This is a genomic window from Variovorax sp. J31P179 (assembly GCF_030316985.1).
GTDB classification, from domain to species: Bacteria; Pseudomonadota; Gammaproteobacteria; order Burkholderiales; family Burkholderiaceae_C; genus Variovorax; species Variovorax ginsengisoli_B.
Genome location: NZ_JASZYL010000008.1, coordinates 278,240 through 296,987 on the forward strand (window position 1 = coordinate 278,240; position 18,748 = coordinate 296,987).

Annotated in this window: 18 protein-coding genes and 1 pseudogene; 3 read left to right on the forward strand and 16 right to left on the reverse strand. The window is 66.5% G+C overall.

What is annotated here, in order from left to right; all coding sequences use genetic code 11:
* Nucleotides 1-6: 6 nt before the first annotated feature.
* Together QTI17_RS22315 and QTI17_RS22320 are read right to left on the reverse strand one after the other, a co-directional pair.
* Nucleotides 7-1,113 (reverse strand): S-(hydroxymethyl)glutathione dehydrogenase/class III alcohol dehydrogenase, encoded by a 1,107-nt coding sequence (locus tag QTI17_RS22315; RefSeq protein WP_286535681.1) that lies wholly within the window; start codon nt 1,111-1,113, stop codon nt 7-9.
* Between the two features lie 45 nt (nt 1,114-1,158).
* The gene (locus tag QTI17_RS22320; RefSeq protein WP_286535717.1) at nt 1,159-1,995 is read right to left on the reverse strand and encodes an amidohydrolase family protein; all 837 of its coding nucleotides are present in this window, start codon (nt 1,993-1,995) and stop codon (nt 1,159-1,161) included.
* Nucleotides 1,996-2,106: 111 nt separating this feature from the next.
* Between QTI17_RS22320 and aroQ the strand changes: the two genes are divergently transcribed.
* Genes aroQ through QTI17_RS22335 form a run of 3 tightly spaced genes read left to right on the forward strand, consistent with a single transcriptional unit; the run spans nt 2,107 to nt 4,318 of the window.
* Entirely contained in the window at nt 2,107-2,562 is a 456-nt protein-coding gene (gene aroQ, locus QTI17_RS22325; RefSeq protein ID WP_286535682.1) for a type II 3-dehydroquinate dehydratase, read from the forward strand.
* Complete coding sequence (locus tag QTI17_RS22330; protein WP_286535683.1) at nt 2,559-3,671, forward strand: mandelate racemase/muconate lactonizing enzyme family protein; 1,113 nt, start codon at nt 2,559-2,561, stop codon at nt 3,669-3,671. The genes aroQ and QTI17_RS22330 overlap by 4 nt, the downstream gene beginning before the upstream one ends.
* Entirely contained in the window at nt 3,668-4,318 is a 651-nt protein-coding gene (locus QTI17_RS22335; RefSeq protein ID WP_286535684.1) for a DNA-3-methyladenine glycosylase I, read from the forward strand. The genes QTI17_RS22330 and QTI17_RS22335 overlap by 4 nt, the downstream gene beginning before the upstream one ends.
* On the opposite strand, the gene QTI17_RS22340 is transcribed toward QTI17_RS22335, so the two are convergent.
* The 14 genes and pseudogenes from QTI17_RS22340 to QTI17_RS22405 all read right to left on the reverse strand — a co-directional run.
* Nucleotides 4,315-5,931, reverse strand: a complete 1,617-nt coding sequence (locus QTI17_RS22340; RefSeq protein WP_503011093.1) for a SpoVR family protein — start codon at nt 5,929-5,931, stop codon at nt 4,315-4,317. The two genes, QTI17_RS22335 and QTI17_RS22340, sit on opposite strands and share 4 nt — an antisense overlap.
* Nucleotides 5,835-7,118, reverse strand: coding sequence for a YeaH/YhbH family protein (locus QTI17_RS22345; protein ID WP_478139407.1), 1,284 nt, complete (start codon nt 7,116-7,118; stop codon nt 5,835-5,837). Before QTI17_RS22345 ends, QTI17_RS22340 begins: the two co-directional genes overlap by 97 nt.
* A gap of 27 nt (nt 7,119-7,145) precedes the next feature.
* Nucleotides 7,146-9,068 (reverse strand): PrkA family serine protein kinase, encoded by a 1,923-nt coding sequence (locus tag QTI17_RS22350; protein WP_286526450.1) that lies wholly within the window; start codon nt 9,066-9,068, stop codon nt 7,146-7,148.
* A gap of 19 nt (nt 9,069-9,087) precedes the next feature.
* Nucleotides 9,088-9,420: a hypothetical protein gene (locus tag QTI17_RS22355; RefSeq protein ID WP_286535688.1), complete on the reverse strand. Its 333-nt coding sequence runs from the start codon at nt 9,418-9,420 to the stop codon at nt 9,088-9,090.
* Between the two features lie 131 nt (nt 9,421-9,551).
* Nucleotides 9,552-10,691 carry a molecular chaperone DnaJ gene (gene dnaJ / locus QTI17_RS22360; RefSeq protein WP_286535689.1) on the reverse strand — a complete coding sequence of 380 codons (1,140 nt, stop codon included), beginning with the start codon at nt 10,689-10,691 and terminating at the stop codon, nt 9,552-9,554.
* A 98-nt stretch (nt 10,692-10,789) separates the two neighbouring features.
* On the reverse strand, nt 10,790-12,727 hold the full coding sequence (gene dnaK, locus QTI17_RS22365; protein WP_286535690.1) for a molecular chaperone DnaK: 1,938 nt from the start codon (nt 12,725-12,727) through the stop codon (nt 10,790-10,792).
* A gap of 106 nt (nt 12,728-12,833) precedes the next feature.
* On the reverse strand, nt 12,834-13,400 hold the full coding sequence (gene grpE / locus QTI17_RS22370; protein WP_286535691.1) for a nucleotide exchange factor GrpE: 567 nt from the start codon (nt 13,398-13,400) through the stop codon (nt 12,834-12,836).
* A gap of 219 nt (nt 13,401-13,619) precedes the next feature.
* Nucleotides 13,620-13,970 (reverse strand): FKBP-type peptidyl-prolyl cis-trans isomerase, encoded by a 351-nt coding sequence (locus tag QTI17_RS22375; RefSeq protein WP_286508104.1) that lies wholly within the window; start codon nt 13,968-13,970, stop codon nt 13,620-13,622.
* A 64-nt stretch (nt 13,971-14,034) separates the two neighbouring features.
* The gene (locus QTI17_RS22380) at nt 14,035-14,361 is read right to left on the reverse strand and encodes a winged helix-turn-helix transcriptional regulator (RefSeq protein WP_286508103.1); all 327 of its coding nucleotides are present in this window, start codon (nt 14,359-14,361) and stop codon (nt 14,035-14,037) included.
* A 143-nt stretch (nt 14,362-14,504) separates the two neighbouring features.
* Nucleotides 14,505-15,356, reverse strand: a complete 852-nt coding sequence (gene asd, locus QTI17_RS22385; protein ID WP_286535692.1) for an archaetidylserine decarboxylase — start codon at nt 15,354-15,356, stop codon at nt 14,505-14,507.
* A gap of 79 nt (nt 15,357-15,435) precedes the next feature.
* Nucleotides 15,436-16,428 carry a Bug family tripartite tricarboxylate transporter substrate binding protein gene (locus tag QTI17_RS22390; protein ID WP_286535693.1) on the reverse strand — a complete coding sequence of 331 codons (993 nt, stop codon included), beginning with the start codon at nt 16,426-16,428 and terminating at the stop codon, nt 15,436-15,438.
* 25 nt (nt 16,429-16,453) lie between these two features.
* Complete coding sequence (locus QTI17_RS22395) at nt 16,454-17,428, reverse strand: tripartite tricarboxylate transporter substrate binding protein (protein WP_286535694.1); 975 nt, start codon at nt 17,426-17,428, stop codon at nt 16,454-16,456.
* Nucleotides 17,429-17,479: 51 nt separating this feature from the next.
* The gene (locus tag QTI17_RS22400) at nt 17,480-18,244 is read right to left on the reverse strand and encodes an SDR family NAD(P)-dependent oxidoreductase (RefSeq protein ID WP_286535696.1); all 765 of its coding nucleotides are present in this window, start codon (nt 18,242-18,244) and stop codon (nt 17,480-17,482) included.
* A 155-nt stretch (nt 18,245-18,399) separates the two neighbouring features.
* Nucleotides 18,400-18,748: pseudogene (locus QTI17_RS22405) on the reverse strand (UxaA family hydrolase); the annotation flags it as partial.

An 18,748-nucleotide genomic window follows, 5' to 3' on the forward strand; every position in this document is an offset into this window, starting at 1 on the left:
CGATGCTCAGTACAGCACGACGCCGCGAATGGACTCGCCGCGCTTCATCAGGTCGAAGCCCTTGTTGATGTCCTCCAACGGCATGGTGTGGGTGATCAGGTCGTCGATGTTGATCTTGTTTTCCATGTACCAGTCGACGATCTTGGGCACGTCGGTGCGGCCGCGCGCGCCGCCGAAGGCCGAGCCTTCCCACTTGCGGCCCGTGACAAGCTGGAACGGCCGGGTGCTGATCTCCGCGCCGGCTTCGGCCACGCCGATGATGATGCTGCGGCCCCAGCCCTTGTGGGTGCACTCGAGCGCCTGGCGCATCACCTGCGTGTTGCCGATGCACTCGAAGCTGTAGTCGGCGCCGCCGTCGGTCAGCTGCACGATCGCATCGACCACATTCGGCATGTCCTTGGGGTTGATGAAGTGCGTCATGCCGAACTTGCGCGCCATCGCCTCGCGCGCCGGGTTCAGGTCGACGCCGATGATCTTGTCGGCGCCCACCATCTTCGCGCCCTGGATCACGTTCAGGCCGATGCCGCCGAGGCCGAAGACCACCACGTTGGCGCCGGCCTCGACCTTGGCCGTGAAGATCACGGCGCCGATGCCGGTGGTCACGCCGCAGCCGATGTAGCAGACCTTGTCGAAGGGCGCGTCCTCGCGGATCTTGGCCAGCGAGATCTCGGGCGCCACCGTGTAGTTGCTGAAGGTCGACGTGCCCATATAGTGGAAGATCGGCTTGCCGTCCAGGCTGAAGCGGCTGGTGGCGTCGGGCATCAGGCCCTTGCCCTGGGTGCCGCGGATCAGCTGGCACAGGTTGGTCTTGCGGCTCAGGCAGAACTTGCACTGGCGGCATTCGGGCGTGTAGAGCGGAATGACGTGGTCGCCCTTCTTGAGGCTCGTGACGCCGGGGCCGACGTCGACCACGATGCCTGCGCCCTCGTGGCCCAGGATGGCGGGGAAGATGCCCTCGGGATCGGCGCCCGAGAGGGTGTAGTAGTCGGTGTGGCAGATGCCGGTGGCCTTGATCTCGACCAGTACTTCGCCGAATTTCGGCCCTTCGAGGTCGACGGTTTCGATGGTCAGGGGGGCGGCGGCTTTCCAGGCGACGGCGGCTTTGGTTTTCATGGCGTGCAGAAAGTAAAAAGGCGCCGGGGAATCCCGGCGCGTCGCTCACTTTATGCCATAGAACCGGGCCGCGTTCGTGCCCCATACACCGGCCCGCTCCGGGGCCGGCAGGTCGGCCAGCCATTCGTCGCAGGCGACCTGCCAGCGCCGGTAGTCGCCCGCGAGGTTCAACACTGGCCAGTCGCTGCCCCACATCAACCGGGCCGGACCGAAATGGCGCAGCAGGTGCGCGACATAGGGCCGCAGGGCGTCGACCCGCCAGCCGGGGCCGGCTTCCGTGGCCAGCCCGGACAGCTTGCAGCGGACCCGCGTCTCGGCCGCCAGCCGCGCCATGTCGCCGGCCCAGGGCTCGAAGCCGCCGGCCGCGATGGCGGGCTTGGCGCCATGGTCCACCACCATCGCGAGCCCCGGGTGGCGCAGCGCGAGACGGCGCGCGGCATCGATCTGGTGCGGCCTGATGAGCAGGTCCAGGACCAGTCCCTGTTCGATCATCGCTGACCAGGCCGGAAGCAGGGCGTCGCCGAGCACCCATTCGGGATCCGGCAGGTCCTGCAGCATCGGCCGCAGTCCCCTGAGCAGGGGCTGCTGCGCCAGCCGGCGGATGCGCGCGGGTGCGTCGGCGGCGTCCAGCGCGGTCCAGCCGACCACGGCGCGCACGCGGCTCGCCGGCTCGGCGGCGAGCGCGAGCAGCCGCCAGGTCTCGGCCTCGCTCGGCGCCGCCTGGACCAGCACCGTGCCGTCGATGCCGGCGCGGTCCAGCAGCGGCGCCAGGTCGGCCGGCGTGAAGTCCCGGTGGATGGCGTGCAGGGCGGGCGTATCGGCCAGCCAGCCGTAGTCGCCGTGTGCCGGCGACCAGTAGTGCTGGTGGGCATCGATGCGCAGCGGCTTCATGGTCCGGGCACCAGCGCCGGATCGCGGCCGGCCGGCCGCCGCGTTTGCCCGATCCGGCGGGCGGGCCGAAAATGCAATGCCGCACCTGATAAAAAGAGAGCCATGAAAAAGATTCTTGTCCTGAATGGCCCGAACCTCAACCTCCTCGGTACGCGCGAGCCCGCGCAGTACGGCCACGAAACGCTGGCCGACGTCGAGCGCATGTGCCTGGAGACCGGCGCCACGCTCGGTATCGAGATCGAATGCCGGCAGTCCAATCACGAAGGCCAGCTGATCGACTGGATCCACGAGGCCGGACGCGAAGTCGTCGCCGGCCGGATGCTCGGCGTGGTGATGAACCCCGGCGCCTACACCCACACCTCGGTCGCACTGCACGACGCCATCAAGGGCGCCAGCGTGCCGCTGGTCGAGCTGCACATCTCCAACGTGCATGCGCGCGAGGAGTTCCGCCACCATTCGTACATCTCGCCGGCGGCGCGCGGCATCATCGTCGGCTTCGGCGTCAAGGGCTATCCGCTGGCGATCGAGGCGCTGGTGCGCGTGAGCGGCGCCAAATGAAGATCGTCTCGGTCGAACCTTTCATCCTGCACGTGCCGGTCACCGGCGGCCAGATCGCCGACAGCACGCACACCCTGACGCACTGGGGCGTGATCGGCGCGCGGATCGAGACCGAGGACGGGCTGGTCGGCCATGGCTTCACCGGCACCCACGCCGACTTGGCGGGCGACCAGCTGATCACGCGCTGCATCGCGACCTGCCATGCGCCGCTCCTGCTCGGCGAGGACGCGGGCGACGTCCGTCGCCTCTGGCAGAAACTGGCGCGCAACCCCGCGCTTCAATGGATCGGCCGGGCCGGCATCACGACGCTGTCGCTGGCGGCGATCGATGTCGCGCTGTGGGACCTGAAAGCCAAGTCGGCCGGCGTGCCGCTGTGGAAACTCCTCGGCGGCCAGGTGCGGCCGCGGGTCCGGGCCTACAACACCGACATCGGCTGGCTCAGCATCGGCGACGCGCAACTGGTGGACGGCGCCCGGCGCGCGGTCGATGACGGTTTCACCGGCATCAAGATCAAGGTCGGCTCCAGCGTGGACCGCGACCTGCGTCGCATCGAGGCCGTGCGCGAAGCCATCGGGCCGTCCGTCACGCTGGCGATCGACGGCAACGGCAAGTGGGATCTCGCCACCTGCCTGCGCTTTTGCCGCGGCGCGGAGCCCTTCGACCTGCTCTGGTTCGAGGAGCCCCTGTGGTACGACGATGTCAAGGGCCACGCGGCGCTGGCCCGCGCCACCCGCATCCCGGTCGCGCTCGGCGAGCAGCTCTACACCGCCGATGCCTTCTCCGAGTTCTTCGCCCAGCAGGCGATCCACTGGGTCCAGCCCGACGTCACGCGCATGGGCGGCATCACCGAGGTGCTCCAGGTGTGCGAGACCGCCCATTCCTTCCGCCTGCCGGTGGCGCCGCACGCGGGCGACATGAGCCAGGTCCACGTGCACCTGAGCTACGCGCATCCGGCCTGCGAGGTGCTCGAGTACATCCCGTGGATCAAGGACTGCTTCACAGAGCCGGCCGAGGTCGTCGATGGCCACTTCCGCCTGCCGCAGCAGCCCGGCGCGGGCACCACGCCGACCGCGGCCGCCTGGCAGTCGTTCCGGAAGCCTGCGGGATGACGGTCGAGCGAGCCGGCCTGTTCGAAGGCGAAGACCGCGCCTGGCGCTGTCGCTGGTGCGCCGCAACGCCGCTCTACCAGCGCTACCACGACGGCGAATGGGGCTTCCCGGTCACGGACGACCGGCGCCTGTTCGAGAAGCTGTGCCTCGAGGGCTTCCAGGCCGGCCTGAGCTGGCTCACGATCCTCAACAAGCGCGACGCCTTCCGCCGCGGCTTCGCCGATTTCGATGCCGAGCAGATGGCGCGCTTCGGCCCGAAGGACGTCGAGCGGCTGTTGGCCGACGCCGGCATCGTGCGCCATCGCGGCAAGATCGAGTCGGCGATCAACAATGCCCACCGCGTGATCGAACTGCGCCGCGAGTTCGGTTCGCTGGCGGCCTACGCCTGGCGCTTCGAGCCCGATCCGGCCTCTCGGCCGAAGCGGATCACGCACGCGGCCCTGCAGAGCTTCACGACCTCGCCCGAGTCGATCGCGATGTCGAAGGACCTGAAGAAGCGCGGCTGGAGCTTCGTCGGCCCGACCACGGTCTATGCCTTCATGCAGGCCATGGGGCTGGTCAACGACCACATCGAGGGCTGCCACGCCCGCGACCTGGCGCTGAAGGCCCGCGCCAAGCTCAAAGTCCCACGCCAGTCAGTCCGCTAGGCCGCTTGCGGCCCGGTCACCTTCCGGTGGCTGATCCGGCCCTGGCTGTCGACGCTCTCGAGGTGGACGTCGAAGCCCCACAGCCGCGCCACGTGCTTGAGCACCTCGGAGGCGTTGTCGTGCAGCGGGCGGTTGTTGTGCTGGGTATGGCGCAGCGTCAGCGCGCGGTCGCCGCGCAGGTTCACGCTCCAGACCTGGATGTTGGGCTCGCGGTGGTTCAGGTCGTACTGGCGCGACAGGGATTCGCGCAGCTGCCGGTAGCCGCTGTCGTCATGGATGGCGGAAACCTCGAGCTCGGGCTCGCTTTCCTGGTCGCGGACCGTGAAAAAGCGGAAATCACGCATCAATTTCGGCGACAGGAATTGGCCGATGAAGCTCTCGTCCTTGAAATTGCGCATGGCGTAATCGAGCGAGGTCAGCCAATTGGAGCCCGCCAGGTCGGGGAACCAGCGCTGGTCTTCCTCGGTCGGCTTTTCGCAGATGCGCCGCAGGTCCGTGAACATCGCGAAACCCAGCGCATAGGGATTGATCCCGCTGTAGGCGCGATGCCCGACCGGCGGCTGGAACACCACGTTGGTGTGCGACTGCAGCCACTCCATCATGAAGCCGTCGGCCAGCAGGCCTTCGTCGTAGAGCGTGTTGAGCAGGGTGTAGTGCCAGAAGGTGGCCCAGCCCTCGTTCATGACCTGGGTCTGCCGCTGCGGATAGAAGTACTGCCCGATTTTGCGCACGATGCGCACCACTTCGCGTTGCCAGGGGTCCAACAATGGTGCGTTTTTCTCGATGAAGTAAAGCAGGTTTTCCTGGGGCTCGGCCGGGAAGCGCCTGGAGGCCTCTTCGTCTTCCGACGTTCGGCCGGCCTTGCGCGGCAGGGTGCGCCACAGGTCGTTGACCTGCTGCTGCAGATGGTGCTCGCGTTCCTCGCGCCGGGCCTGCTCCTGGCTCAGCGACAGGCGCTGCGGCCGGCGGTAGCGGTCGACGCCGTGGTTCATGAGTGCGTGGCAGGAATCGAGCAGATCCTCGACCGCCCCGACGCCGTGGCGCTCCTCGCACTCGCTGATGTACTTTCGGGCATAGACCAGGTAGTCGATGATGGACGACGCATCGGTCCACATCTTGAACAGGTAGTTGCCCTTGAAGAAGCTGTTGTGGCCGTAGGCCGCATGGGCGATCACCAGGGCCTGCATGGCCATGGTGTTTTCTTCCATGAGGTAGGCGATGCAGGGATCGGAGTTGATCACGATCTCGTAGGCCAGGCCCATGTGGCCGCGGCGGTAGTTCTTCTCGGTGGCGATGAACTGCTTGCCATAGGACCAGTGACGGTAGATGACCGGCATGCCGACCGAGGCATAGGCGTCCATCATCTGCTCGGCCGTGATGATCTCGAGCTGGTTGGCGTAGGTGTCGAGCTTGTAGCCCTTGGCCACCCGGGCGATCTCGCTGTGGTACTGCTCGATCAGCTCGAAGGTCCAGTCCGACGGACTGGGCAATGGCGTCCGTGTCTTCGTGGTCTCGTTCACGCCGGCCCCCTCTCTTTCTTGAACAGGTCGCGGAACACCGGGTAGATGTCCTGCGCGTCGCTGACCTTGCGCATGGCGAAATTCTTGTGGGATTCGGCCAGTTGCGAGTACTCCTCCCACATGTTCTGCTCGGCTTCGGCGACCTGCACATAGGCGTAGTAGCGCACCAGCGGCAGCAGGTGGTCGGCCAGCAACTCGCGGCAGCGGCCCGAGTCCTGGTGCCAGTTGTCGCCGTCGCTAGCCTGGGCGCCGTAGATGTTCCATTCGCCGCTCGGGTAGCGGGCCCGCACGATGTCGAGCATCAGGGTCAGGGCGCTCGAGACCACGGTGCCGCCGGTCTCGGTGGCATGGAAGAATTCTTCTTCGGTGACCTCGGAGGCCTGGGTGTGGTGGCGGATGAAGACCAGGTCGATCTTCTCGTAGTGCCGGGTCAGGAACATGTAGAGCAGCATGAAGAAGCGCTTCGACATGTCCTTGCGGGCCTCGTCCATCGAGCCCGAGACGTCCATCAGGCAGAACATCACGGCCTTGGCGGAGGGCACCGGCACCTTGACCCGGTTGCGGTAGCGCAGGTCGATCGGGTCGAGGAATGGCACGTGCTTGGCCTTGCTGCGCAGCTCCTCGAGCTTGGCCTCGGTCTCGCGGATCTCGCGCTGCACCAGGGCATCGGCCACGCGCGGGCTGCGCTGCAGGTGCAGCAGGTGGGCTTCGAGCTCGCGGATCTCGCGCCGCGAGTCGCCGCCCAGCGCGATGCGCCGGGCCAGCGCGCCGCGCATCGAGCGCACCACGTGCAGGTTGCTCGGGTTGCCGTCGCTCACGAAGCCGGCCCGGTGGCTCTTCCACTCGGGCACCTCGGCCAGCTGGGTGCGGATCAGGTGGGGCAGGGCGAGGTCCTCGAAGAAGACCCGCATGAACTCTTCCTTGGTCAGGCTGAAGACGAAATCGTCCTCGCCGCCTTCGCCGTCGCCGGCCTGCGAGCCCTTGCCCGCGCCGCCGCCGCCCTGCGGCCGCTCGATGCGATCGCCCTTGACATACTCCTTGTTGCCCGGATGCACGTACTCGCGGTCGCCGCCCTGGCCGTGGCCGAACACGGGCTCGGAGACATCGCGCTTGGGCAGCGTGATGTCCTCGCCCTGTTCGAGGTCGCGGATGCCGCGGCCGCTGACGGCGCGGCGCACGGCCTCGCCGATCTGCTCACGGTAGCGTCGCAGGAAACGTTCGCGGTTGCCGATGGACTTGTTCTTGCCCGACAACCGGCGGTCGATGATCTGCTGCAGCATGGCCACGGACAGAACTCCTTCAGTTCATCACGAACTCTTGCGAACCCGCAAATACCACTCGCACAGCAGGCGGACCTGCTTGGCCGTATAGCCCTTCTGGACCATGCGGTTGACGAAATCCTCGTGCTTCTTCATTTCGTCGGCGCTGCTCTTGGCGTTGAAGCTGATGACCGGCAGCAGTTCCTCGGTGTTCGAGAACATCTTCTTCTCGATCACGGTGCGCAGCTTCTCGTAGCTGGTCCACAGCGGATTCTTGCCCGCGTTGCCGGCCCGCGCGCGCAGCACGAAGTTGACGATCTCGTTGCGGAAGTCCTTGGGGTTGCTGATGCCCGCGGGCTTCTCGATCTTCTCGAGTTCGGCGTTGAGCGAGCCGCGGTCGAAGACCTCGCCGGTGTCCTGGTCGCGGTACTCCTGGTCCTGGATCCAGTAGTCGGCGTAGGTCACGTAGCGGTCGAAGATGTTCTGGCCGTACTCCGAGTAGCTTTCCAGGTACGCGGTCTGGATCTCCTTGCCGATGAATTCCGCATAGCGCGGCGCCATCAGCTCCTTGATGTACGAGAGGTACTTCTGCTCGGTCTCGGGCGCGAACTGCTCGCGCTCGATCTGCTGCTCGAGCACGTACATCAGGTGCACCGGATTGGCCGCCACCTCGCTGCTGTCGAAGTTGAAGACCTTCGAGATGATCTTGAAGGCGAAGCGGGTCGAGGTGCCGCTCATGCCTTCGTCGACACCCGCGTAGTCGCGGTACTCCTGCATCGACTTGGCCTTGGGGTCGGTGTCCTTGAGGTTGTCGCCGTCGTAGATCTGCATCTTGCTGAAGATGCTGGAGTTCTCGGGTTCCTTGAGCCGCGTGAGCACCGAGAACTGGGCCATCATGCGCAAGGTGCCGGGGGCGCAGGGCGCCGCCGAGAGCGACGAGTTGCGCACCAGCTTCTCGTAGATCTTGATCTCCTCGGAGACCCGCAGGCAGTAGGGCACCTTGACGATGTAGATCCGGTCGAGGAAGGCCTCGTTGTTCTTGTTGTTGCGGAAGGCCTTCCACTCGCTTTCATTGCTGTGCGCCAGCACGATGCCGTCGAACGGGATGGCGCCGAAGCCTTCGGTGCCCTTGAAGTTGCCTTCCTGGGTGGCGGTCAGCAGCGGATGCAGCACCTTGATCGGCGCCTTGAACATTTCCACGAACTCCAGCAGGCCCTGGTTCGCCAGGCACAGGCCGCCCGAGTAGGCATAGGCGTCCGGGTCGTCCTGGGCGTAGTCCTCGAGCTTGCGGATGTCGATCTTGCCGACCAGCGAGGAGATGTCCTGGTTGTTCTCGTCGCCCGGCTCGGTCTTGGCGACCGCGATCTGGCGCAGCACCGAGGGGTAGCGCTTGACGACCTGGAACTGGCGGATGTCGCCGCCGAACTCTTCCAGCCGCTTGACCGCCCAGGGCGACAGGATCCGCTGCAGGTAGCGGCGCGGAATGCCGTATTCCTTTTCGAGGATTTCGCCGTCCTCGGCCGCGTCGAACAGGCCCAGCGGGGTCTCGTTCACGGGCGAGCCCTTGATCGAATAGAAGGGCACGTGCTCCATGAGCTGCTTCAGGCGCTCGGCGATCGAGCTCTTGCCGCCGCCGACCGGGCCCAGCAGATACAGAATCTGCTTCTTTTCTTCCAGTCCCTGGGCGCCGTGGCGGAAGTAGGAGACCACCTGCTCGATGGCGTCTTCCATGCCATAGAACTCGCGGAAGGCCGGGTAGATCTTGATGACCTTGTTGGCGAAGATGCGCGAGAGCCGGGGGTCGTTGCGCGTGTCCACCAGTTCGGGCTCGCCGATCGCCTTGAGCATCCGCTCGGCGGCCGTGGCGTAGGCCAGAGGCTCCCGTTTGCAGATCTCCAGGTATTCCTGAAGGGACAAGACCTCTTCGCGCGTGCGCTCATATCGCGCTGCGAAGTTGCTGATGACATCCACCATAGACACCTCCATCGAGTCAGCCGGGCGCTGCCCGGGAAATCCGTGCCGCACACGTCGCATCGTTCTTCGCAGGAATGGTGCCAGGTGATGTGTGCACGCTGTGGAAAAAACCCTCGGGCATGAACTTGATCAAAGCATAGAACAAACGACGCTTCGAGCAAATTGCTTTTGAAATAAGAATTTGATCGTTGCAAAAAAGTTCCAGCGGAAAGCGGCAGCAATTGGCGAAACCGCCTCCGGCTGCAGCAGCCACCGGACACATGCTACGAGCATGCGGCGATTCGTGCACGGCACGGCTGTGGGCCGCCTTCGCCAGGGCTTGTAGGTTGGGTGCAGGTGCCGGGATCATCTGTTTCCGATCCAACGCCGGCGCCACCGCCGGCGCCTACAGGAATACGCGGACAACAAAAAAGCGGCCCGAAGGCCGCCTGTATATTGCCGGCGCGCCGGCGCGCCGGGCGCCGCCGCCGCCGCAATGCGCTAGCTGAAGAATTCCTTGGCTTTGTCGAACCAGCCCTTGTCGGTCGGGCTGTGCTTGTCGCCGCCCTTCTTGAGCGACTCGTCGAGCTCCTTCATGAGCTTGCGCTGGTGCTCGGTCAGCTTGACCGGGGTCTCGACCCGCACGTGGCAGTACAGGTCGCCCGGGTAGCTCGAGCGCACGCCCTTGATGCCCTTGCCGCGCAGCCGGAACTGCTTGCCGCTCTGGGTGCCGTCGGGAATGTCGATCGCCGCCGCGCCCTTGAGCGTCGGCACGTTGATCTCGCCGCCGAGCGCCGCCGTGGTGATGCTGACCGGCACCACGCAATGCAGGTCGTCGCCGTCGCGCTCGAACAGTTCGTGCTTCTTGAGCCTGATCTCTATATAGAGGTCGCCGGGCGGGCCGCCGTTGGTGCCGGGCTCGCCGTTGCCGGTGCTGCGGATGCGCATGCCGTCGTCGATGCCGGCCGGGATCTTGACTTCGAGCGTCTTGTTGTTCTTGATCTTGCCCTGGCCGTGGCAGGTGGTGCAGGGCTCGGGAATGATCTTGCCCGAGCCGTGGCAGGTCGGGCAGGTCTGCTGGACGCTGAAGAAGCCCTGGCGCATCTGGACCGCACCCTGGCCGTGGCAGGTGGTGCAGGTGATCGGCTTGGTGCCGGGCTTGGCGCCGGAGCCCTTGCAGGTGTCGCAGTCGTCCCAGCTCGGGATCCGGATCTGGGCGTCCTTGCCCTCGGCCGCTTCCTCGAGCGTGACTTCCATCGCGTAGCTGAGGTCGCTGCCGCGGAACACCTGTCGCCCGCCGCCCTGGCGACCGCCGCGGGCGCCGCCGAAGACGTCGCCGAAGATGTCTCCGAAGGCCTCGGCAAAGCCGCCGAAGCCCTCCGCGCCCGGACCGCCGCGCATGTTCGGGTCGACGCCGGCGTGCCCGTATTGGTCGTAGGCGGCCCGCTTCTGGCTGTCCGACAGCATTTCGTAGGCTTCCTTGACCTCCTTGAACTTGGCCTCGGATTCCTTGCCGGCGTCGCCGTGGTTGCGGTCGGGGTGGTGCTTCATCGCAAGCTTGCGATAAGCCTTCTTGATTTCCTCCTCGCTTGCGTTCTTGGGCACGCCGAGGGTTTCGTAGTAGTCGCGTTTGGTGGCCATGGTCGGGTCGGTGGCGAAATCGGGAGTCAGAAAGCGAGAAAATCGAAAAAGGCCGGACCGCCTTGCCAGGGGGTCCAGCCTCGTTCAGGGTGTGAAGATCAGCCCTTCTTGACTTCCTTGACCTCGGCGTCGACCACGTTGTCGTCCGCCGGGGCGCTTGCAGCTTCCGCGCCAGCGCCGCCTGCCGCGGCACCGGCCGCGCCGGCGGCAGCCTGCGCGTCGGCGTACATCTTCTCGCCGAGCTTCTGGCTGGCGGTCATCAGCGTGTTGGTCTTGTCGTCGATCGCGGCCTTGTCGTCGCCCTTCAGGGCTTCTTCCACGTCCTTGATCGCGGCTTCGATCTTTTCCTTCTCGCCGGCGTCCAGGCTGGCGCCGTGCTCGCCGAGCGACTTCTTGACGCTGTGCACCATGGCTTCGCCCTGGTTGCGGGCCTGGGCCAGCTCGACCTTCTTCTTGTCGTCGGCCGCGTTCAGCTCGGCGTCCTTGACCATCTTCTGGATCTCGTCCTCGGACAGGCCCGAATTCGCCTTGATGGTGATCTTGTTTTCCTTGCCGGTGCCCTTGTCCTTGGCGCCGACGTGCAGGATGCCGTTGGCGTCGATGTCGAAGCTGACCTCGATCTGGGGCGTGCCGCGCGAGGCCGGCGGGATGCCCTCGAGGTTGAATTCGCCGAGCAGCTTGTTGCCCGCGGCGATCTCGCGCTCGCCCTGGAACACCTTGATCGTCACCGCCGGCTGGTTGTCCTCGGCGGTCGAGAAGGTCTGCGCGAACTTGGTCGGGATCGTGGTGTTCTTGGTGATCATCTTGGTCATCACGCCGCCCATCGTCTCGATGCCGAGCGACAGCGGGGTGACGTCCAGCAGCAGCACGTCCTTGCGGTCGCCCGACAGCACCTGGCCCTGGATGGCGGCGCCGACGGCCACGGCTTCATCGGGGTTGACGTCCTTGCGCGGCTCCTTGCCGAAGAACTCCTTGACCTTTTCCTGCACCTTGGGCATGCGGGTCATGCCGCCGACCAGGATCACGTCGCTGATGTCGGTCACGCTGACGCCGGCATCCTTGATGGCGGTGCGGCAGGGGGCGATGGTGCGCTCGATCAGCTCGTCGACCAGGCTTTCGAGCTTGGCGCGGGTGAGCTTGATGTTCAGGTGCTTCGGGCCCGAGGCATCGGCGGTGACGTAGGGCAGGTTGATGTCGGTGGCGGCGCCGTTCGACAGCTCGATCTTGGCCTTTTCGGCGGCTTCCTTGAGGCGCTGCAGGGCCAGCACGTCCTTGCTCAGGTCGACGCCCTGGTCCTTCTTGAACTCGGAAATGATGTAGTCGATGATGCGCTGGTCGAAGTCCTCGCCGCCCAGGAAGGTGTCGCCGTTGGTCGACAGCACTTCGAACTGCTTTTCGCCGTCAACGTCGGCGATCTCGATGATCGAGATGTCGAAGGTGCCGCCGCCGAGGTCATAGACGGCGATCTTGCGGTCGCGCTTGTCCTGCTTGTCGAGGCCGAAGGCCAGCGCCGCCGCCGTCGGTTCGTTGATGATGCGCTTGACGTCGAGGCCGGCGATGCGGCCGGCGTCCTTGGTGGCCTGGCGCTGGCTGTCGTTGAAATAGGCGGGCACCGTGATCACGGCCTCGGTGACCGGCTCGCCGAGGTAGTCTTCGGCGGTCTTTTTCATCTTGCGCAGGATCTCGGCGCTGATCTGCTGCGGCGCGAGCTTCTTGCCGCGCACTTCGACCCAGGCGTCGCCGTTGTCGGCCTTGGTGATGCTGTAGGGCATCAGGTCGATGTCCTTCTGGACTTCCTTTTCCTCGAACTTGCGGCCGATCAGGCGCTTGACGGCGTAGATCGTGTTCTTGGGGTTGGTGACCGCCTGGCGCTTGGCGGAGGCACCGACCAGTACTTCGCCGTCTTCCTGGTAGGCCACGATCGAAGGCGTCGTGCGGGCGCCTTCCGAGTTCTCGATCACTCGCGTGGTGTTGCCTTCCATGATCGACACGCACGAGTTGGTGGTGCCGAGGTCGATACCGATGATTTTGGCCATGTTTTTTCTCCTGGACTTTCGAAAATTAAGTTGTTGTGAACTTGTGGATAACCCGTGCCGATTCAAGGGATGGAGCGGGGATTTCCTGTGGGTTTCTTGTGGTTGCTCAACCCGGGCTGCTGACCGTCACCAGGGCCGGGCGCAGCACGCGGTCGGCGATCGTGTAGCCCTTCTGGAGGACGCTGGCGATGGTGTTGGGCTCCTGGCCCGGCACCGGCACGACCGAGATGGCCTGGTGCTGGTGGGGGTCGAACTTGCTGCCGGCCGGGGGCGCGATCTCGATCACCTTGTTGCGCTCGAGGGCGCTCTTCAGCTGGCGCAAGGTGGCTTCGGTGCCTTCGCGCAGGTGCTCGACCGAGGCGTCGGGGATCGCCAGCCCGGCTTCGAGGCTGTCGAGTACCGGCAGCAGGCTCTCGGCAAAGCCTTCGATCGCGAACTTGCGGCCCTTGGTGATCTCGTCGTCGGCGCGGCGGCGGGCGTTTTGCACGTCGGCCTGGGCGCGCAGGAACTGGTCGGCGAGGTCGGCATTCTTGGCCTGCAGCGCGGCGATCTCGGCCTGGGCCGCCGCCAGCGCGTCGGCCTCGTTCGCCGCCTGGGCGGCCTCGCGCTCTTCGGGGCTGGGCTCGCCTTGCAGGGTGTCGGGATGAATGGGGGTGTTTTGCGGGTCAGACATGCTCAAAAAGCCGGCTGCCATGCCGGAATTCAGTGAAAAACGAACAATAGCCAGCCATTTGGGGCTGTGCTGGCGGTTTTCAAGACGAAAAAATGCGCCCGGAGGCGCATTCTGGGAACGGCGAGGAGCCGGGGATCAAGCCGGCGCCGGGCCGCCCCAAGGCGGCTTGCGGCCCCCTCGGGGGGCAGCGACACACGCAGTGAGGAGCGTGGGGGTCAGTCAGTGCGCGTCGAGCAGTTCGACGTCGAACTTGAGGGTCGCATTGGGAGGGATCACGCCGCCGGCGCCGCGGGCGCCGTAGCCCAGCGCGGCCGGGATGATCAGGGTGCGTTTGCCGCCGATCTTCATGCCGGCGACGCCTTCGTCCCAGCCCTTGATGACCTGGCCGGCGCCGAGCGAGAAGGCGAAGGGGTCGTTGCGGTCGCGGCTGGAGTCAAACTTGGCGCCCTGGACGCCGTCGTTGTAGAGCCAGCCCGTGTAGTGCACATGCACGTGGTGGCCGGCCTTGGCTTCGGCGCCTTCGCCGACCGTGGTGTCTTCGTACTGCAGGCCGGAGGAAGTGGTGGGCATGGTGCGCTCCTTCAGGATTTGGAAAAGGTTGGAAAACCGCGCAGTTTAACGACCTGGCAAGCGGCTACGGCGTCGGTGGCGGCGCCGTCTTCTTGACCTGGGTCTGCTGCCACTTGCCCGCGAAGGCCTGCAGGTCCGACAGCCGCTTGAGCAGGTCCTGGCCGCTCAGGGTCAGGCTGTAGCCTTCGCTGCCATGGTTCACGAGGCCGGCTTCGCGGAGTTCCTTGATGCGGGTGTTCAGGGTGTTCGGCGTGATGCTGCCGACGCTGTCCTGCAGCAGGCGGAAGGTCTGGGCGTGGCCGTCCCGGAGGGCCCAGAGGACGCGCAGCGCATAGCGGGCTTCCAGCAGCGCCAGCAATTGGCTGACGGCTGCGTTTTCCTTGCTGCTCATCGATTTCATCTCCTCGGGCGCCGTGGTTCTTGTGTGGGTCTGGGAGCACCCGGAATCGGGCGAGGACTATATCCCAGATGGCGCTCTGCTACAAGTTTTATAGCTGTATCCACAAGCGGGATGCGGCCCGCGGGATCGCGGCTTCAGTCGGCCCGGTATTCGGCCATGGCTTCGCCGAGCCGCACCGGCCGCCCCGGCGCCCACGCGGGCGTGAAGGCCAGCGGCGGTGCCGGAAACAGCATCACCACCGTGGAGCCGAGCAGGAAGCGCCCCATTTCCTCGCCTTGGCGCAGCACGATCTGCTGGTCGTCGTAGCGCCATTCGCGCACCTCGCCGCCGCGCGGCGGATTGACCACGCCGTGCCAGACGGTGGCCATGCTGCCGACGATGGTGGCGCCGACCAGCACCAGGACGAAGGGGCCGCGCGCGGTCTCGAACACGCACACCACGCGCTCGTTGCGCGCGAACAGGCCGGGCACGCCGCGCGCGGTGGTCGGGTTGACCGAGAACAGGTCGCCCGGCACGTAGATCATGCGCAGCAGCCGGCCGTCGCAGGGCATGTGGATGCGGTGGTAGTCCTTCGGGCTCAGGTAGAGCGTGGCGAAGCTGCCGTGCGCGAATCGGGCCGCCAGGGCGGCGTCGCCGCCGACCAGCGCGGTGGTGGAGTAGCGGTGGCCCTTGGCCTGGAAGATCTGGTCGCCCTCGATGGCGCCGAACTGGCTGATCGCGCCATCCACCGGCGAGACGAGGTCGGCGGCGGCGATCGGCCGCGCGCCGGGCTTGAGGGCGCGGGTGAAGAAGTCGTTGAAGCTGCGGTAGCTCGCGATGTCGCTGGCCAGCGCCTCGCCCATGTCGACCCCGTACTTGGCGACGAAGCGGCGGATGATCCAGGTCGTGACCGACCCGCGTTCCTTGCCCGCCACCCAGCCGGCGAAGGAGGTCAGCGCCTGCTTGGGAAACAGGTATTGAGGCAGGACGGGCAGGCGATCGGACAAGGCGAAATCCCAGGAAAACGGTAGGCGATTCTAGCGAGCGCCCCGGGCGCATTTCGCAGGACGAAACCTACCCGGCGACCTATTCGGCCTTGATGTTCGCGGCCTTGATCACTTGGGCCCATTTGTCGACTTCGGACTTCTGGAAGGCCGCGATCTGGGCGGTCGTCAAGTCGGCCGGCTCCATGCCGAAGCCCCTGAGCTTCTCCTGCATCTCGGGCTGGGCCAGGATCTTGCGGATCTCGTCGTGCAGGCGAGCGACGATCGGCGCCGGCGTGCCGGCCGGCACGAAGATGGCCTGCCAGGACACCACCTCGAAGTCGGCCAGCCCCGGGATGCCCGATTCGGCCACGGTCGGCACGTTCGGCATCGACGCCAGGCGCTTGGCCGAGGTCACGGCCAGGGCGCGCAGCTTGCCGCTTTGTATATGCGGGCCGGCGACCACGGTGGTGTCGAACATCATGTCGACCTGGCCGCCGATCACGTCCTGGATCGCCGGGCCGCTGCCTTTGTAGGGCACGTGCGTGAACTTGACGCCCGACTTGAAGGCCATCAGCTCCAGCGCCAGGTGCTGCGAGGTGCCGGTGCCGGCCGAGGCCGAGGACAGCCCGCCCGGCCTGGCGCGGCTGGCGTCGAGCAGGTCCTTCAGCGTCTTGTACGGGCTCGCCTGGTTGACCACCAGCACCACCGGATTGGTGCCGATCAGCGTCACCGGCGCAAAGGACTTCTGCGGGTCGTAGCCGATCTTGGGGTAGAGGCTGACGTTGATGGCGTGCGAGCTGATGGTGCCGCCCAGCAGCGTGAAGCCATCCGGCGCCGCCCGCGCCGCGACCTCCGAGCCGATGCTGCCGCCGGCGCCGCCCTTGTTGTCGATGATCACGCTGGTGCCCAGCGCCGGCCCGAGCTTCTGCGCGATCAGGCGGGCCAGCAGGTCGGTGGTGCCGCCGGCCGGGAACGGCACCAGGTAGGTGATCGGCTTGCCGGTCGGCCAGGACGGCTGGGCCAGCGCGGGCAGGGCCGGCAGGCCGGCGGCGAGCGAGGCGAGGGCGGTGTGGATCAGGGTGCGGCGTTGCATGGGGTCTCCTTCGGCTTCCTGGGTCTCAGGGCTTGATGTTGAGCTTGGCGATCAGGCTCTTGTAATAGGCGTTGTCCCGCGCCAGGGTCTGCTGGAAGGCCGCGCCGTCGGTGTAGACGTAGCCCAGGTTCTGCTTCTCCATGGCCTCGCGCATCATCGGCTCGGCGGCGGTTTTGGCGGTGATCTCGCGCAGCTTGGCCATCACTTCGGGCGGGGTGTTCTTGGGGGCGCCGAGGCCGCGCCAGGTGCCGATCGAGAGGTCGATGCCGCGCTCCTTGGCGGTCGGCACCTTCTCGAAACCCTTCACGCGCTGGTCAGCCATGACCATCAGCATCTTGAGCTTGCCCGACTGCACGTGGGTCGTGACTTCGGCCGGGCTCACGGCCACGGCCTCGATGTGGCCGCCGAGCAGCGCCAGCACCGCGGGCGCGGCACCCTGGAACGGGATGTGGTTGAACTTCGCGCCGGTCTTGTCTTCGAGCGCCGCGGCCGCCAGGTGCCAGATCGAGCCATTGCCGGAATTGCCCACCCGCACGCCCTCGGGGTCCTTCCTGGCGGCGGCGAGGAATTCCTCGACCGTGCTCCACGGCGCGTCGGCCTTGACCGTGATGGCCGCCGGGTCGGCGTTGAGCTGGGCGATCGGCTGGAAATCGTCGTAGTTGAACTTGGCCAGCCCCAGGTGCGGCAAGGTCAGCAGCTCGACCGTGAGCACCGCGAGCTTGTAGCCGTCCGGCTTGGCGTTGATCACCTCGGTCCATCCGATCGCGCCGCCCGCGCCGGGGCGGTTGATGATCACCATGCTCTGCGACATGTGCTTGCGGCTGGCGTCGGCGAAGGTGCGCGCCAGGCCATCGGTGCCGCCGCCGGGCTGGTAGGGCACCAGCAGCTCGACGGTGTGGTTGGGGAAGTCGCTTTGCGCCGCGGCGCCGGCGGCCAGGCCCAGGGACAGGGCGGCCGCGGCCGTGAATGCGGCCAGGCCGCGCAGGGTTCCGGTGTTCAAGTGCGTGTCTCCGTTGTTGTTGATCTGTGCGCCCGGACGGCGGAGGCGGCCTCAGGGCATGTACTGGCCGCCGTTCACCTCGAGGATCTGTCCGGTCACATAGCCCGACAGCTGCTCGGAAGCGAGGTACAGGAAGGCGCCGACGCAGTCGTCCGGCTCGCCGATGCGGGCCAGCGGAATCGCCGCCTTGAAGGATTCCAGCAGCTGCGGCGTCGAGAAGCGGTCGTGGAAGGGCGTCTGGATCACGCCCGGCGACACGGCGTTGACGCGGATCCGGTCGGGCGCCAGTTCTTTCGCCAGGCCGCGGGTCGCGGTGCTCACGAAGCCCTTGGCGCCGGCATAGAGATAGGCGCCCGGGCCGCCGCCGTTGCGCGCCGCGATCGACGACACGTTGACGATGCTGCCGCCGCGCCCCTGGGCCCGCATCAGCGGCACCACCTCGCGGCAGAAGGCGAGCACCGAGCGGGCGTTGATATGCAGCACCTCGTCGAACACGGCGTCGTCGAAGTCGGCGATCGGCAGCCGCTTGACCAAGCTGCCGGCGTTGTTGACCAGCACGTCGATCGCGCCGAGCCGGTCGTGGGCCTCGCCGACCACCCGGCGGATCGCGGCGCTGTCGCGAACGTCGGCCTGCAGCGCGAAGGCCTCGCCGCCGGCGGCCTGGATGGTGGCGACGACCTGTTCTGCCGCCGTGGTCGAGCTGTTGTAGTGGACGGCGACGCGCATTCCGCGGGCGGCGTAGGCGATGGCGACAGCGGCTCCGATGCCGGTGCTGGCGCCGGTGACGAGGGCGGTGCGGCCTTTGAGGTCTTCCATGGGGGTGCTCTCCTTGTTTGTTGTCGATTGGGGACTGAAGGCATCTGATCAGTTGAGGACAGAGGAGGGCAATCTGATCAGTTGAGGACAGAGCAAAAACTGCTGCGCAGTTTGTTGGTCTGTCCCGCAAGGTCTCAGGACTGTCCCGCAAGGTCTCAGGTGACAGGCGCCGGGTTGAACAACACCAGCGCGTTGTGCAGCTTCCACTGCTCCGCCCAGGTCTTCCTGCGGCCGCTGGCCACATCGAGCATCAGCTTGAACAGCTCCCAGCCCACGTCCTCGATGCTGGCCTCGCCGTCGGCGATGCGCCCGGCGTTGACGTCCATCAGGTCGTGCCAGCGGCGCGCCAGGTCGCTGCGCGTGGCGACCTTGATCACCGGCACCTCGGCCAGCCCGTAGGGGGTGCCGCGGCCGGTGGTGAAGACGTGCAGGTTCATGCCCGCGGCCAGCTGCAAGGTGCCGCAGATGAAGTCGCTCGCCGGCGTGGCGGCGTACAGCAGCCCC

Bases quoted from the DNA above. Each gene is read 5' to 3' on its own strand.
- QTI17_RS22375 (WP_286508104.1), bottom strand. From the start codon at position 13,970: ATGCCCACCACTTCCTCCGGCCTGCAGTACGAAGACACCACGGTCGGC.
- dnaK (WP_286535690.1), bottom strand. From the start codon at position 12,727: ATGGCCAAAATCATCGGTATCGACCTCGGCACCACCAACTCGTGCGTG.
- dnaJ (WP_286535689.1), bottom strand. From the start codon at position 10,691: ATGGCCACCAAACGCGACTACTACGAAACCCTCGGCGTGCCCAAGAAC.
- QTI17_RS22330 (WP_286535683.1), top strand. From the start codon at position 2,559: ATGAAGATCGTCTCGGTCGAACCTTTCATCCTGCACGTGCCGGTCACC.
- QTI17_RS22335 (WP_286535684.1), top strand. From the start codon at position 3,668: ATGACGGTCGAGCGAGCCGGCCTGTTCGAAGGCGAAGACCGCGCCTGG.
- QTI17_RS22355 (WP_286535688.1), bottom strand. From the start codon at position 9,420: ATGATCCCGGCACCTGCACCCAACCTACAAGCCCTGGCGAAGGCGGCC.
- QTI17_RS22345 (WP_478139407.1), bottom strand. From the start codon at position 7,118: ATGCTGCAGCAGATCATCGACCGCCGGTTGTCGGGCAAGAACAAGTCC.
- QTI17_RS22315 (WP_286535681.1), bottom strand. From the start codon at position 1,113: ATGAAAACCAAAGCCGCCGTCGCCTGGAAAGCCGCCGCCCCCCTGACC.
- grpE (WP_286535691.1), bottom strand. From the start codon at position 13,400: ATGTCTGACCCGCAAAACACCCCCATTCATCCCGACACCCTGCAAGGC.
- QTI17_RS22380 (WP_286508103.1), bottom strand. From the start codon at position 14,361: ATGAGCAGCAAGGAAAACGCAGCCGTCAGCCAATTGCTGGCGCTGCTG.
- aroQ (WP_286535682.1), top strand. From the start codon at position 2,107: ATGAAAAAGATTCTTGTCCTGAATGGCCCGAACCTCAACCTCCTCGGT.
- QTI17_RS22390 (WP_286535693.1), bottom strand. From the start codon at position 16,428: ATGCAACGCCGCACCCTGATCCACACCGCCCTCGCCTCGCTCGCCGCC.
- QTI17_RS22400 (WP_286535696.1), bottom strand. From the start codon at position 18,244: ATGGAAGACCTCAAAGGCCGCACCGCCCTCGTCACCGGCGCCAGCACC.